We start from the raw sequence: 13,942 nt of genomic DNA, 5'->3' as shown, positions 1-13,942 counted from the left end.
GCCAAACGTTGTATCCAATCCCGGCGCGCGCATGTGCGCGCGTCGCGGCGCGACCGAAAACGGTACAATGTCGCCCGTTTTCGTGACAGTAGTTTGACAATCTCTCAGGAATCCCATGTTCGGTCGATTCATGCCCACCGAGGGCAAGTTCTTTGAACTCTTCAACGCGCACGCGAAGCACATCGTTTCCGGTGGCCGCGAGCTCGAACTGCTGATCGACAATCTCGCCGACGCCGAGATTCACAAGCAAAACGTGCAAACCGCCGAGAAGGCCGCCGACAAGCTCACGCACGAGGCGATCGATCTGCTGCACAAGACCTTCATCACGCCGCTCGATCGCGACGAGATCCACAAGCTGATCACGACGATGGACGACATCCTCGACCTGATGGAAGACGTCGCGACCGCCGTGTCGCTGTACGACGTACGTTCCGTCACGTCGGAAGCGAGCCAGCTCGCGCACATCGTCACGCAGTCGGCCCAGCACGTGCAGCAGGCGGTCGGGTTGCTGTCCGACATGAAGCAGTCGGCACAGATCCTCAAGCAGTGCGAGGAGATCGACCGCTGGGAGTCGGAAGCCGATCGCGTGCTGCGCGCGGCCATGTCGAAGCTGTTCCGCGAGGAAGACGACGTGAAGACGCTCATCAAGCTGAAGGCGATCTACGAGCTGCTCGAAGAGATCACCGACAAGTGCGAGGACGTCGCGAACATCATCGAAGGCATCGTGCTGGAAAACGCCTGAGCGGACCACGATGCATTCGATACAACTCGCCCTATGGATGGTCGCGGCACTCGTGCTCGTCGCGCTCGTATTCGACTTCATGAACGGCTTTCACGACGCGGCGAACTCGATCGCCACCGTCGTGTCGACCGGGGTGCTGAAGCCCCAGCAGGCCGTCGTGTTCGCGGCCGCGTTCAACGTGATCGCGTACTTCATCTTCCACCTGAAGGTCGCCCAGACCGTCGGTAAAGGCACGATCGACCCCGAGATCGTCGACCACTACGTCATCTTCGGCGCGCTGGTCGGTGCGATCGGCTGGAACGTGATCACGTGGTACTACGGGATCCCGTCGAGCTCGTCGCACGCGCTGATCGGTGGCCTCGTCGGCGCGGCGCTCGCCAAGTCGGGCTGGAGCTCGCTGAACATCGACGGGCTGCTGAAGACGATCGCGTTCATCTTCATCTCGCCGCTGCTCGGCTTCATCCTCGGCTCGCTGTTCATGCTCGGCGTGTCGTGGCTGTATTTCCGTACCGCGCCCAGCAAGGTCGACCGGCGCTTCCGCCGGTTGCAGCTGCTGTCGGCCGGGCTGTACAGCCTTGGCCACGGGGGCAACGACGCGCAGAAGACCATCGGCATCATCTGGATGCTGCTGATCGCGTCGGGCTATGCGTCGGCGACCGCCGATGCGCCGCCGGCGTGGGTAATCGGCGCGTGCTACCTGTCGATGGGCCTCGGCACGCTGTTCGGCGGCTGGCGCATCGTGCGCACGATGGGCCAGAAGATCACGAAGCTCAAGCCGGTCGGCGGTTTCTGTGCGGAAACCGGTGGCGCGATGACGCTGTTCCTTGCGTCGTTCCTCGGCATTCCGGTGTCGACCACGCATACGATCACCGGCGCGATCGTCGGCGTCGGCGCGACGCAGAAGCTGTCGGCCGTGCGCTGGGGCGTGGCCGGCAACATCGTGTGGGCATGGGTGCTGACGCTGCCTGCGGCCGCGTTGTTCGCAGCCGGCGGATGGTGGCTCGGTCACCAGATCTTCTGATCGCCGACGTAGCCGGATCGACATCCGATGCGCCGCCAGCCGAAAGGCTGCGGCGCATTTTCTTTTGGAGCGGGGAGTTCGCGGCGGAACGGGCGGGGTGGCGGCAGATACCGCCAACGTGATTGACTATCGAGGTTCGGCCGGTCAGTAGCTTCCGTTCGCAAACCGCGCGATCGGATCGTCTGCCGTACTGGTGCGCGGGCTGACGGGCGCGGATTGCGTCGATGCGCGCCATACCTGCACAGGTGGGGGCTCGATACTGCGCGGAGATGCCGGCGCAGCGGCAGGCGGCGGTTCGGCATCGAATGCGGCGGCCTGGGCGGCCGTGAGCGCCGTCGTGGGAATCTGCGTGCCGGACTCGACCGGGGCGGCAGGCGCTGCATTGGCCGTCATCGCGTTCATCCCATCATTCGCTGACGTTGCCTGTTGCTGCGCGGCCTGCCTGCGCGGTGGCGGCGGTTCGTACGGATCGGCGGCCGGGGCCGTGGGTGCGGCTGCGGCGGTCGTCACGACCGGCGCGGCAGCGATGACCGGCGCAGGCGCCTGCGCGGTTCTCGCTTGCGACGAGGCATAGGCAGGCGGCCGCGGCGCGGCGGCAGTCACGACCACCGCGGCTGGTGCGGCCGCTGGCGCGCTGCGCGGCTCGTCGCGCTTTGCCTCGTAGGTCGGTGCATCGAACGGCGTCGGCGCCCCGCGCGGCGGCGCGACGCGGCGAATGCCGTCGAAACGCTTGGCCCAGTACGGGTTCGTCAGGTAGTCGAGCCGCACGGTGCCGCCCGTCGACGGTGCGTTGACGAAGCGCAGCTTGCCGACATAAATGCCGACGTGCGAATGCGGCCGTCCGGTCGTATTGAAGAAGATCAGGTCGCCCGGCGCGATCTGGTCGGGCTCGATCGACACGCCGCGGCCGCTCATGTCGGCCGTCGTGCGCGGCAGGTTCACGTCGGCCGCCCGGCCGATCACGTAGCGCACGAGCCCGCTGCAGTCGAAGCCGCTCGTCGGCGTGTTGCCGCCCCAGCGATACGGGACGCCGACGAGGCTCATCGCCTGGATCGAGATTTCTTCCTGACCGACGCTGTGATCGACGAACTTCGGGAAATTGGCGGGGGCGGGGAACGCGCGCGGCGTCGTGATCCTCATGCCTGAATCGGAGCGCGATGCCGACTGCGGCGGCACGCTGGAGCAGGCCGCAAGCAGGGAAACGACGGCGACGGGAACCCAAATTCGAAGCATGGCAAGGCGGGCAAGCGCGGCGCGCTCGCGAATCGTATGACAACAGACAGACCCGATGGTAGACGCTCCGGCGGGGCTTAAGCAACCATTCTTGAGAATTTACTTGAAGTTTCGCGCGTAAACTGCGTTGTTGCGTGACGAAGCGTTACTTACGTCTTCGACCCCAAATAAAAACGGCGCTCCTGAGAGGAGCGCCGCGAGGCGTCGACAGCCGGCCGATCGGCCGGCCAGCCGCGTTACAGGATGTCCGACGCGTAGTCGGCGAGCCGCGAGCGTTCACCGCGCGCGAGCGTCACGTGGCCGCTGTGGCCCCAGCCCTTGAAGCGGTCGACGACGTACGTGAGGCCCGAGCTGCCTTCGGTCAGGTAAGGCGTGTCGATCTGCGCGATGTTGCCGAGGCACACGATCTTCGTGCCCGGGCCGGCGCGCGTGACGAGCGTCTTCATCTGCTTCGGCGTCAGGTTCTGCGCCTCGTCGATGATCAGGTACTTGTCGACGAACGTACGGCCGCGCATGAAGTTCATGCTCTTCACCTTCAGGCGCGAACGGATCAGTTCCTGCGTCGCCGCACGGCCCCATTCTCCGGCCGCGTCGTCGGTCTTCTGCAGCACTTCGAGGTTGTCGTCGAATGCACCCATCCACGGTTGCATCTTCTCTTCCTCGGTGCCCGGCAGGAAACCGATGTCCTCGCCGACCGGCACGGTCGCGCGCGTCACGATGATCTCGTTGTAGCGCTTGTCGTCGAGCACCTGCGCGAGGCCGGCCGCGAGCGCGACGAGCGTCTTGCCGGTGCCGGCCTGGCCGAGCAGCGTGACGAAGTCGATCTCGGGGTTCATCAGCAGGTTCAGCGCGAAATTCTGCTCGCGGTTGCGCGCGGTGATGCCCCACACGTTGTTCTTGTGGTGGCTGTAGTCGCGCAGCGTCTGCAGCAGCGCCGTCTTGCCGTTCAGCTCGCGGACGATCGCATGGAACGTCGGCTCGCCATTCTGCGGCTCGAGATAGACGAACTCGTTGACGAGCATCGACGCGACGAGCGGGCCGGTCACGCGGTAGTACGTGGTGCCCGTCTTCGTGTCCTGCCAGCTCTCCATGCCCTTCGCGTGCTTGGTCCAGAAGTCCTGCGGCAGTTCGCGCACGCCGTTGTACAGGAGGTCCTTGTCCTCGAGCACCTGGTCGTTGAAGTAGTCTTCCGCGGGCAGGCTGAGCGCGTGCGCCTTGATCCGCATGTTGATGTCTTTCGACACCAGCACGACCTGGCGATCGGGCCGGTCGCGCTGCAGCGCGCGCACGACGCCGAGGATCTGGTTGTCGGCCTTGCCTTCGGGCAAGCCTTCGACGGGCGCGATGTCCGCCAGCTTCGTCTGGAAGTACAGGCGGCCGAGCGCCTCGCGGCTGCCGAGGCGCGACAGCGGGATGCCGGCCGTGATCGGGCCGGCATCGGCGACGAGCGCGTCGAGCGTGCGGCTGACCTGGCGTGCGTTGCGCGCGACTTCGGACATCCCCTTCTTGTGGTTGTCGAGTTCCTCGAGCGTCATCATCGGCAGATAGACGTCGTGTTCCTCGAAGCGGAAGAGGCTGCTCGGATCGTGCATCAGCACGTTGGTGTCGAGCACGAACAGTTTCTGCAGCTCGGCTTCGGCGGGCTTGCGGCTGCGCGACTTCGTCGCGGCGCCGGTATCGCGCGCGGGGGCGGCGGCCGGTTTGTCGGCAGCCGGTTTGTCGTTGCGTGCAACGACGGGTGCCGCGGGTTCGGCGGGCGCCGGCATCGGCTGCAGCAGGGCGGCCGTCTGTTTGGTCTTGCGGCCGCGTGCGGGTGCGCTCGCGGCATCTTGCGCCGAAGACGCGACGGCGCGCAAGGGCGCGGCCGTGTTCGCGGCTTCGGTCATCGGTTGGGCCACGCTCGCCGGACCAAAGTCACCGGCTGTGGATGCGTCCCCTTCGGCGGATTTCTTCGCGGCTTTCGCGGGCCGCGCTTTCGCCTTGTATTCGTCGGGCGGCAGCAGGCTGCCGAGCTTGCTGGGGGGAGTAGGCAAAGGCATGGTGTCCCTCGGGAGGAATCGTGTCGCATGGCGTGCGCCGCTGATCGCATCCTGCGTGACGTAGACGCATGCAGTTTGCGCGCGGTGGCGCACAGGAAGTTCGTCTAGCCGGTTCGCCTAAGTGTCGATCAGCTCCTTGACGCGGTGAGGGCCGGACCGAGGCCCGGCGCGCAATCCATAAAAAAAGCCGCTGCCCCGTCGATAGAGGCATGCGGCTCAGCTGATACGGTCGTAATGCGCGTCAGGTGCCGGCAAGCATCGCAACGAGCACCGGCGCAGCTACGAGAAATATGGGGCGAACTGGCATTCATTGCGGCCCAATATAACGCGCCTCAAAGCGCTTGTACAGCACTTAGCACGTCGTCCACATGACCCGGTACCTTGATGCCGCGCCATGCCTGGCGAAGCACGCCGTCGGCGTCGATCAGGAACGTGGAGCGCTCGATTCCGCGCACTTCCTTGCCATACATTTTCTTCATCTTGATGACATCGAACAGCGCGCACAGCGCCTCGTCGGCATCGGAAATCAGCGGGAACGGCAGTTCGAGCTTTGCCTTGAAATTGTCATGCGAGCGCAGGCTGTCGCGCGACACGCCGATGACTTCCGCACCGGCTTTCTTGAACTTCGGATAGAGATCGCGGAACTGCAGCCCTTCGGTCGTGCAGCCCGGCGTGTTGTCCTTCGGATAGAAGTACAGCACGAGTTTCTTGCCCTTCAGGTCGGACAGCGAAATGTCGCCGCCCGTGGCCGGTGCGGTGAAATCGGGAACTTGACGGTCAACTTCGACGGACACGTGTTTCTCCTGTTGTTATGGAAAGGCGCCGCTGCGGCGGCGCGGTACGGCGGGGCGTCGCGGCAGCGCGCCGCAAGGGCGGTGCGGCGACGCCGGCTCGTGCGAACTCAGTCGGGCTGGACGATCAGTTCGCCGGAGCGGCCTGGGATTTCGCCCCACGTGACAGGGTACGATGGCAGCGAGTCGCGGTCCAGCGTCGCGTGGTAGTCGCCCATCGTCGCGAACGTGTGGCCTTGCGCGCGCCAGCCGGCGAGCAGTTGCTCGAACACGGGCGCGAGCTTCTGGCCTTCCAGCTCCGCATGCAGCGTGAACACCTGGTCGTGCGGATTGGTTTCGGTGAACTTGAGGATGTGCGCGGCGACGTTGTGCGTGTCGATGCCGTCGATGCCGAGCACTTCGTCGAGCGTCGGTAACGTGGTGGGCATCTGCACGTGCGACAGCGTGCGGCCGTTGACGACGGGCAGGTACGGCGAATGACCGCGGCCGTCGGAGGCGTAGCGCATCCCCCATGCGTCGATCTGCTCGAACGCGGAATCGTTCATCTGCCAGCCGGCCGCGCCGTGCGTGACGGGCGGCGCGCCGAAGACCTCGATGAAGCGCGCGTGACTCTTCTGCATTTCACGCGCGGTCCAGTCGCGATCGCGTGCACGGACGTTGTCCTGCCAGTACACGTGATCCCACGTGTGGATCCCGCATTCGAAGCCGGCCTCGTGGATCGCGCGCATGTCGGCGATGGCACGGCGGCCGATGTCGGGGCCCGGCAGCAGCACGCCGTACATCAGCTGCTTCACGCCGTAGTGTTCGACCACCGACGTGCGCGACACTTTCTTCAGGAAGCCGGGGCGGAACACGCGCCGCAGCGCCCAGCCCGTGTGATCGGGCCCGAGGCTGAAGAGGAAGGTCGCGCGCGCATTGAAGCGGTCGAAGATGCGCGCGAGGTTCGGCACGCCTTCGCGCGTGCCGCGCAGCGTGTCGACGTCGATCTTGAGGACGATGCGAGCCAAGCGAATGTCCCGATCAGCCTTGCTGTTCGACGAGCGCGCGCGCGTCGGCGACGTGGCCGCGATACGCTTCGAAGATGTTGCGCAGCGCGTCGTCGAACGTCGCTTGCGGCGCCCAGCCGAGTTCCTGCATCGTGTTGTCGATCTTCGGCACGCGGTTCTGCACGTCCTGGTAGCCGTTGCCGTAGTAGGCGCCGGACGTCGTCTCGACGAGCTTCACCTGCTTGGCCGAATCGGCGTACTCGGGGAATTCCGCCGCCAGTTCGAGCATCTTGTGCGCGAGTTCGCGAACCGAGAAGTTGTTCTTCGGATTCCCGATGTTGTAGATCTTGCCCGACGCGACGCCGTCCTTGTTCTCGATGATCTTCATCAGCGCGCTGATGCCGTCGCCGATGTCGGTGAACGCGCGCTTCTGCGAGCCGCCGTCGACGAGGCTGATGTTCTCGCCGCGCACGATGTGGCCGAGGAACTGCGTGACCACGCGCGAGCTGCCTTCCTTCGGCGTGTAGATCGAGTCGAGGCCCGGGCCGATCCAGTTGAACGGGCGGAACAGCGTGAAGTTCAGGCCTTCCATCCCGTAGCCCCAGATCACGCGGTCCATCAGCTGCTTCGAGCACGCGTAGATCCAGCGCGGCTTGTTGATCGGGCCGTAGGTGAGGGCCGACGCATCCGGGTCGAACTGCTCGTCCGAGCACATGCCGTAGACCTCGGAGGTCGACGGGAACACGAGGTGCTTGCCGTACTTGACGGCCGAACGCACGATCGGCAGGTTCGCCTCGAAGTCGAGTTCGAACACGCGCAGCGGCTGCTGGACGTAGGTGGCGGGCGTCGCGATCGCGACGAGCGGCAGGATCACGTCGCACTTCTTCACGTGATACTCGACCCACTCCTTGTTGATCGTGATGTCGCCTTCGAAGAAATGCATCCGCTCGTGGTTGACGAGGTCGCCCAGCCGATCGGTCTGCATGTCCATGCCGAACACTTCCCAATCGGTGGTTTCAAGAATGCGCTTCGACAGGTGATGGCCGATGAAGCCGTTCACACCCAGGATCAGGACTTTTTTTGCTTTCATGAATGACGGGAAGAATGAATGAACTGCGCGAATTCCGCGGGCGTCACGACGGTTTCGCTGCCGTCGCGCTGCTGCCACAGCTCGAGAATGGATAGGGCGCGGCTGTCGCCGCAGACGCCGAATAGCGCATTATCGCTTACGTGCAGGCCGGGCGGCAAATCTGCCGCGGCGGCTGCCGCCGCGCTGCCGGGCGCCGCCAGGCGCGCGCGCGCGATCACGAAACGCGTGCCGTCGACGTCCGTGAACGCGCCCGGATACGGGGGCGCGACCGCGCGCACCAGGTTGTAGACCTGCGCGGCCGGCTTCGACCAGTCGATGCGGCCGTCCTCGGGCTTGCGCCCGCCGTAGTAGCTGCCGCTCGAGAGATCGTTCGGCAGGTGCGGCGCCTCGCCCGCGAGCAGCGCGGGCAGCACGCGCCAGAGCGTCTGCTCGGCGGCTACCGTGACCTTGTCGAACACCTGCGTGGCCGTGTCGTCCGGCAGGATCGGCACCGCGGTCTGGCCGATGATCGCGCCGGCGTCGGGTTTCGCCGCCATCTCGTGCAGCGTCGCGCCGGTTTCGGTTTCGCCGTTCAGCACCGCCCAGTTGGTCGGTACCCGACCCCGGTATTTCGGCAGCAGCGACCCGTGCATGTTGTACGCGCCCTTCGGCGCGATCGCGAGCAGGTCCACCGGCAGCATGTGCCGGTAGTAGAACGAGAAGATGAAGTCCGGCTGCGCGTCGGATACCGCGCGACGCAGCGCCGGATCGGCGGGATCGGCCGGCGTGAGCACCGGAATGCCGTGCTCGGCCGCGACGGATGCGACGCTGCCGAACCAGATGTTCTCGTTCGGGTTGTCCTCGTGCGTGACGACGAGCGCGACGTCGACGCCGCGCGCGAGCAGCACCTGCAGGCAGCGCACGCCGACGTTGTGATAGGCGAAGACGACTGCGCGCGGCTTCATTGCGCGGCACCCGTGCGGTTCGCGCCGGCCGGCACCGGCGGCACGCCGTCGTGCTGCTCGAGCACGGCCTGGATCAGGTAGCGCGGCCGTGCACGCACCTGCTGGTAGATGCGGCCGACGTATTCGCCGAGCAGGCCCAGCGCGAAGATGATCACGCCGAGCAGGAAGAACGTGATGGCGAACAGCGTGAACACGCCTTGCACTTCCGCGCCGACGATGAAGCGGCGCACGAGCAGCAGCACGAACAGCGCGGCGGAGCCGAGCGACAGGATCACGCCGATGAACGACAGCCACTGCAGCGGCACGACCGAGAAGCCCGTCACGAGGTCGAAGTTCAGCCGGATCAGGCTGTACAGCGAGTACTTCGACTCGCCGGCGAAGCGCTCCTCGTGCGCGACCTCGATCTCGGTCGGCTTCTGCGCGAACGTGTACGCGAGGGCCGGGATGAACGTGTTGACTTCGCCGCACACGTTGATCGTGTCGATGATGCGGCGGCTGTACGCGCGCAGCATGCAGCCCTGGTCGGTCATCTTGATGCGCGTGATGCGCTCGCGCAGGCGGTTCATCATCTGCGACGCCTTGCGCCGCCACAGGCTGTCCTGGCGCTGCTTGCGGATCGAGCCGACGTAGTCGTAGCCCTCGCGCATCTTCGCGATCAGCTTGCCGATTTCCTCGGGCGGGTTCTGCAGGTCGGCGTCGAGCGTGATGACGATCTCGCCGCGCGATTGCGCGAAGCCGGCGAGGATCGCCATGTGCTGGCCGTAGTTGCCGTTGAGCAGCACGACGCGTGTCGTGTCGGGACGGACGTGGAACTGATCGGCGAGCATCGCCGCCGAGCGGTCGCGGCTGCCGTCGTTGATCAGGATCACTTCGTATGACGTGTCGAGTGCGTCGAGCGCCGGATACAGCCGCGCGAACAGCGCAGCGAGGCCGTCTTCCTCGTTGTACACGGGGATGATGACCGATACTTCGGGCCGGCCGGCGTCCAGGTGCCCGGCGGCCGGATGCCCGGCGCGTGCTTCAAGGTGACTCATGTACGCTTATTTTCCGTATTGTTCACAAATCTGGTTGATGGCGTCGACCACGCGACGCACGTCGCCTTCCGTCATCTGCGTGAAGAGCGGCAGCGTGACGGTCGACGCGCCGTACCGTTCGGCGTGGGGGAACATGCCCTCCTTGAAGCCGCGTGCACGGTACAGCGTGAAAAGATGGATCGCCGGGTAGTGGATGCCCGTGCCGATGCCGCGTTCCTTCATCTGCGCCATGAACTCGGCGCGGGTGATCGTCAGGCGCTCGAGCGGCAGCGTGATCAGGAACATGTGCCAGTTGCCGTTCTCGAATTCGGCGATCGGCAGGCCGACGCCGAGCTTCACGGCCGCACTGCCGTCGAATTCGGCGAAGTAGGCACGCGCAAGCGCGCGGCGCTGCGCGGTGAAGCGTTCGATGTGCGGCAGCTGGCCGAGGCCGACGCGCGCGGCGACGTCGGTCAGGTTGTACTTGCCGCCGAGCACGTCGCAATCCATCCCGTCGAAGCCCGTGCGCGTGATGCCCTGCAGCCGGTACTTCTGCGCGAGCGTTGCCTCTTCCTCGTTGTTCAGCACGAGCGCGCCGCCTTCGATCGTCGTCAGGTTCTTGTTCGCGTGGAAGCTGAACGACACGATGTCGCCGATCGCGCCGATGCGCTTGCCGTTCCACGTCGAGCCGAACGCCTGCGCCGCATCCTCGATCACACGCAGCTTGTGTGCGCGCGCAATGGCGTACAGGCGGTCCATGTCGACCGGCAGGCCGGACAGGAACACCGGGATGATGGCCTTCGTGCGCGGCGTGATCGCCTGCTCGAGCTTGTCGAGGTCGATGTTGCGCGTGACGGGATCGATGTCGGCGAACACGGGCGTCGCGCCCGTCTCGAGGATCACGTTGCTGGTCGAGACCCACGACGCCGGCGTCGTGATGACTTCGTCGCCGGGGCCGACGCCCGCGATGCGCAGGCCGATCTCCAGCGTGCAGGTGCCCGAATTGAACGCGCGGACCGGACGGCCGCCGCAGTATTCGGACAGCGCCGCTTCGAATTTCTGGCTCTGCGGGCCGGTGGTGATCCAGCCCGAGCGCAGCACGTCGACGACGCCCTGGATGGTTTCCTCATCGATCTCGGGGCGGGTGAACGGCAGAAACGGAGCGGTAGTCTGGCTCATGTACGCTTTGGCCTGTAATGGCGTGTAATAAAAGGGTCGGGCGATCCCGGCCGAAACCGGCATTAAACACCGGTTGGCGGAATCGCACCGTGATTTTTTGTAGGCAGACGCTTAATGCGCGCGGCGGCCGGGCTCAGCTTCGAGCGAGCACCAGCACGCCGATCAGGATGATGCCGATGCCGACGAGCCGCTGGACCGACAGCACTTCGCCGAACAGGTACCAGGCGGCGAACGCGTTGACGACATAGCCGAGCGACAGCATCGGGTACGCGATCGACACGTCGACCCGCGACAGCCCGACGATCCAGACCACGACGCTCAGCACGTAGCAGCCGAGGCCGCCGATGATCGGCAATTGGGTCGCGATCTTCAGGCCGACCGGAATGATGTTCGCACGGCTGAATTCGAAGTGTCCAACGGCGTTGACGCCGGCTTTCAGCAGGAGTTGCGCACAGGCGTTGAGCATCACGCCGGTGATGATGCAGACGAACGAAACGGGATTCATGCAGCGGGCGTCCTTACGATTGCGGTTTCTCGACGATCACGCGGCGGTTGTCGCGTGCAATCACGCGCATCGGCACGCCTTGCTTGACCAGGGTGTCGTACTCGCCGGGCGGCATGATCGCGAGCGCATGGGTTTCCTGCTTCCAGCGCGTGATCCACTCGTCGACGGTCGGAATCCACTTGTTCGGTTCCATCGAGATCCCGAACGCGAGTTCGTCCTGGCGCTGGACCATGATCGTCGTGTGGCCCATGTAGAACGGGAACGTGTGATCGAGCATTTCGATCGAGTAGAACGGCGTGTCGGCCGGCAGTTTCGCCAGTTCGGCGCGCACGGTGGGCGCGAGCAGCGCGCCGGAGCTGTAGCGGCCGAATTCGTCGTGACCGGTGCCGCCGATCGTGCCGAACGCGAGCCAGGCGGCGCCGAATGCGGCGAGCGCGGCGGCCACGCCCGCGCGGCGGTTCAGCCATGCGGCCGCGAGCGTCAGCGCGGCCGCGACCGCGAGGCCCGCGTACAGCCACATCTGGAACGCGCGGTACAGCGCGTTCGGCGTGCGGGCATCGCCCTGGTACGCGAGGAAGATGATCCCGAACGCCGCGACGACGAGGAACACGAGGTTGCCGAGCAGGTGGCGGCGGAACCGGTCGGCGCTCATCAGCGGCAGGTACGCGCCGATGATCAGCGCGAGCGCCGGCGCGACCGGCAGCACGTACGAGATCAGCTTCGAATGCGACGCGCTGAAGAACAGGAAGATGAATGCGCTCCAGATCAGCAGCACGAGCATCGGCGAGAAGCCGTTCGGCTGGCGCGGCATCCGCAGCGCATGGCGGATGCTCTGCCACGCGACCGACAGCCACGGCAGGAAGCCGACCAGCAGCACGGGCACGAAGTAGTAGAGCGGGCCCGGGCGGTTCTGTTCCGGGGTCAGGTACCGGCGGAACTGCTGGACGATGAAGAAGAAGTTGAAGAACTCGGGGTTGCGCTGCTGGACGAGCACGAACCACGGCGTGACGATCGCGAAGAAGATCACGAGGCCGCTCACCAGGTACAGGCGCTTCCACAGCGCCCAGTCGCGCGCGATCAGCGTATATAGCACGAGCACGGCGCCGGGCAGGATCAGGCCGACGAGGCCCTTCGACAGCACCGCGAACGCCATCGCGGCCCAGCATGCCCACATCCAGCCGCGTGCCGCGGCCGGGCGCAGCCCGGGCCGCTGCGCGAGCAGCAGCGAGCACAGCGACAGCGCCATCCAGAACGCGAGCCCCATGTCGAGCGCGTTGAAGTGGCCCATCAGGTTCCAGTACGGCGACGACGCGAGCACGACGGCGGCAAGGAAGCCCGACAGCGGGTTGAACAGGCGCGCGCCGGTGTAGCCGACCAGCAGGATGCCGGCGAAGCTCGCGACGGCCGTGTAGAGGCGCGCCTGCCATTCGCCGATGCCGAACCACGCGAACGTGAGCGCGTTCAGCCAGGTCTGCAGCGGCGGCTTCTCGAAATACTTGTAGCCGTTGTAGCGCGGCGTGATCCAGTCGCCGGTGACGAACATCTCGCGCGCCATTTCCGCATAGCGGCCTTCGTCGCTCGGGATCAGGTGGCGCAGCCCGAGCGGCGCGAACCAGACGATCGCGAGCGCGATGACGAGGAGGACGAGCGTGATGCGATTGAGCGGTAGCCTCGACGGCGTATCGTTCATGGATTTTCAGCCTGTTGGTTGTTGTGATGGGCCGCCGGCGGGTTGCGCCGGGGGCGGGCGGCCTGGCCGGGCCGATCCGGGGGATCGACCCGCTGCGCCGGCCCGAGTTTTACCGCATCCGGGATTAACGTTCAATTAAGAGCGCGGCGGCGACTTTGCGGCCCTCGGCCATCAGGATGTTGTAGGTGCGGCAGGCGGCCTGGAAATCCATCGTCTCGACGCCGATCCGCTTCGCCGTGAGCGCCGCGACGAGCCGCGGGTGCGGGAAGCGCAGCCGCGCGCCGCTGCCGAAGATCACGAGTTCGGGTGTCGGGTCGAGCAGCATCGCGAAATGCTCGGGCGCGAGCGCGTCGAACGACGACACGGGCCATGCCTGGACCGGCGCGCCGGGCAGTACGATGACGCTCGTTTCATGGCGTTCGAGATTGACGTCGACATAATCGGGGCCGTAGCCGGTGACGGTGTTGAGCGCGCCGCTCGTGTCCTGGTGCAGTTTCAAATCGGTATTCCGCGGTTCCGTAGGGGAATGTATCGCAGGGCCACACGGGCCCGGACGGCCGGTTTCGCTTGCCCGGGCACGCGGGACGCCCGACGGTGCGGGCCCGGCGCGGCTATGGTGCATTGCGAAAGTCAGCCAAAATCCGCTAAATTATAACTTTTTGGTCGCCCCCGGGCGCCATTTGCGTCGCGCGTCGCCACAAGCCGCGCC

The 13,942-nt window shown here is 65.8% G+C and carries 13 protein-coding genes and 1 pseudogene; 3 read left to right on the top strand and 11 right to left on the bottom strand.

Annotated features, from left to right (window positions below; genetic code table 11):
• Positions 1-115 precede the first annotated feature (115 nt).
• Together CFB41_RS09855 and CFB41_RS09850 are read left to right on the top strand one after the other, a co-directional pair.
• Positions 116-742: a DUF47 domain-containing protein gene (locus CFB41_RS09855; RefSeq protein WP_034188683.1), complete on the top strand. Its 627-nt coding sequence runs from the start codon at positions 116-118 to the stop codon at positions 740-742.
• Between the two features lie 10 nt (positions 743-752).
• Positions 753-1,763: an inorganic phosphate transporter gene (locus CFB41_RS09850; RefSeq protein ID WP_046543500.1), complete on the top strand. Its 1,011-nt coding sequence runs from the start codon at positions 753-755 to the stop codon at positions 1,761-1,763.
• Between the two features lie 144 nt (positions 1,764-1,907).
• Here CFB41_RS09850 and CFB41_RS09845 read toward each other — a convergent pair whose 3' ends face one another.
• Both CFB41_RS09845 and CFB41_RS09840 read right to left on the bottom strand, forming a co-directional pair.
• The gene (locus tag CFB41_RS09845) at positions 1,908-2,996 is read right to left on the bottom strand and encodes a C40 family peptidase (RefSeq protein WP_089456349.1); all 1,089 of its coding nucleotides are present in this window, start codon (positions 2,994-2,996) and stop codon (positions 1,908-1,910) included.
• Between the two features lie 236 nt (positions 2,997-3,232).
• Positions 3,233-5,035, bottom strand: a complete 1,803-nt coding sequence (locus CFB41_RS09840; protein ID WP_089425590.1) for a PhoH family protein — start codon at positions 5,033-5,035, stop codon at positions 3,233-3,235.
• Here CFB41_RS09840 and CFB41_RS38560 point away from each other — a divergent pair.
• Positions 4,931-5,175 (top strand): annotated as a pseudogene (locus CFB41_RS38560) (hypothetical protein); the annotation flags it as partial. The gene CFB41_RS09840 and the pseudogene CFB41_RS38560 sit on opposite strands and share 105 nt — an antisense overlap.
• A 192-nt stretch (positions 5,176-5,367) precedes the next feature.
• Here CFB41_RS38560 and CFB41_RS09830 read toward each other — a convergent pair.
• The 9 genes from CFB41_RS09830 to CFB41_RS09790 form a co-directional block, all read right to left on the bottom strand.
• Positions 5,368-5,829 carry a peroxiredoxin gene (locus tag CFB41_RS09830; RefSeq protein WP_006756046.1) on the bottom strand — a complete coding sequence of 154 codons (462 nt, stop codon included), beginning with the start codon at positions 5,827-5,829 and terminating at the stop codon, positions 5,368-5,370.
• 107 nt (positions 5,830-5,936) lie between these two features.
• Positions 5,937-6,833, bottom strand: a complete 897-nt coding sequence (locus CFB41_RS09825) for a polysaccharide deacetylase family protein (protein ID WP_089456348.1) — start codon at positions 6,831-6,833, stop codon at positions 5,937-5,939.
• A 13-nt stretch (positions 6,834-6,846) separates the two neighbouring features.
• Positions 6,847-7,902 carry a bifunctional UDP-4-keto-pentose/UDP-xylose synthase gene (locus CFB41_RS09820; RefSeq protein WP_006482864.1) on the bottom strand — a complete coding sequence of 352 codons (1,056 nt, stop codon included), beginning with the start codon at positions 7,900-7,902 and terminating at the stop codon, positions 6,847-6,849.
• The gene (locus CFB41_RS09815; RefSeq protein ID WP_089440263.1) at positions 7,899-8,846 is read right to left on the bottom strand and encodes a formyltransferase; all 948 of its coding nucleotides are present in this window, start codon (positions 8,844-8,846) and stop codon (positions 7,899-7,901) included. Before CFB41_RS09815 ends, CFB41_RS09820 begins: the two co-directional genes overlap by 4 nt.
• Positions 8,843-9,880, bottom strand: coding sequence for a glycosyltransferase (locus CFB41_RS09810; protein ID WP_089456347.1), 1,038 nt, complete (start codon positions 9,878-9,880; stop codon positions 8,843-8,845). Before CFB41_RS09810 ends, CFB41_RS09815 begins: the two co-directional genes overlap by 4 nt.
• 6 nt (positions 9,881-9,886) lie before the next feature.
• On the bottom strand, positions 9,887-11,038 hold the full coding sequence (locus tag CFB41_RS09805) for a DegT/DnrJ/EryC1/StrS aminotransferase family protein (protein ID WP_089456346.1): 1,152 nt from the start codon (positions 11,036-11,038) through the stop codon (positions 9,887-9,889).
• 133 nt (positions 11,039-11,171) lie between these two features.
• Entirely contained in the window at positions 11,172-11,543 is a 372-nt protein-coding gene (locus CFB41_RS09800; RefSeq protein ID WP_011352303.1) for an EamA family transporter, read from the bottom strand.
• A gap of 13 nt (positions 11,544-11,556) precedes the next feature.
• Positions 11,557-13,233, bottom strand: a complete 1,677-nt coding sequence (locus CFB41_RS09795; protein WP_089440261.1) for a glycosyltransferase family 39 protein — start codon at positions 13,231-13,233, stop codon at positions 11,557-11,559.
• Between the two features lie 124 nt (positions 13,234-13,357).
• Positions 13,358-13,732 carry an Mth938-like domain-containing protein gene (locus CFB41_RS09790; protein ID WP_012328660.1) on the bottom strand — a complete coding sequence of 125 codons (375 nt, stop codon included), beginning with the start codon at positions 13,730-13,732 and terminating at the stop codon, positions 13,358-13,360.
• Positions 13,733-13,942: the final 210 nt, after the last annotated feature.

It is taken from the genome of Burkholderia sp. AU33803, from assembly GCF_002223095.1.
Lineage (GTDB): Bacteria > Pseudomonadota > Gammaproteobacteria > Burkholderiales > Burkholderiaceae > Burkholderia.
This window is presented reverse-complemented; position numbering and strand designations above follow the sequence as displayed.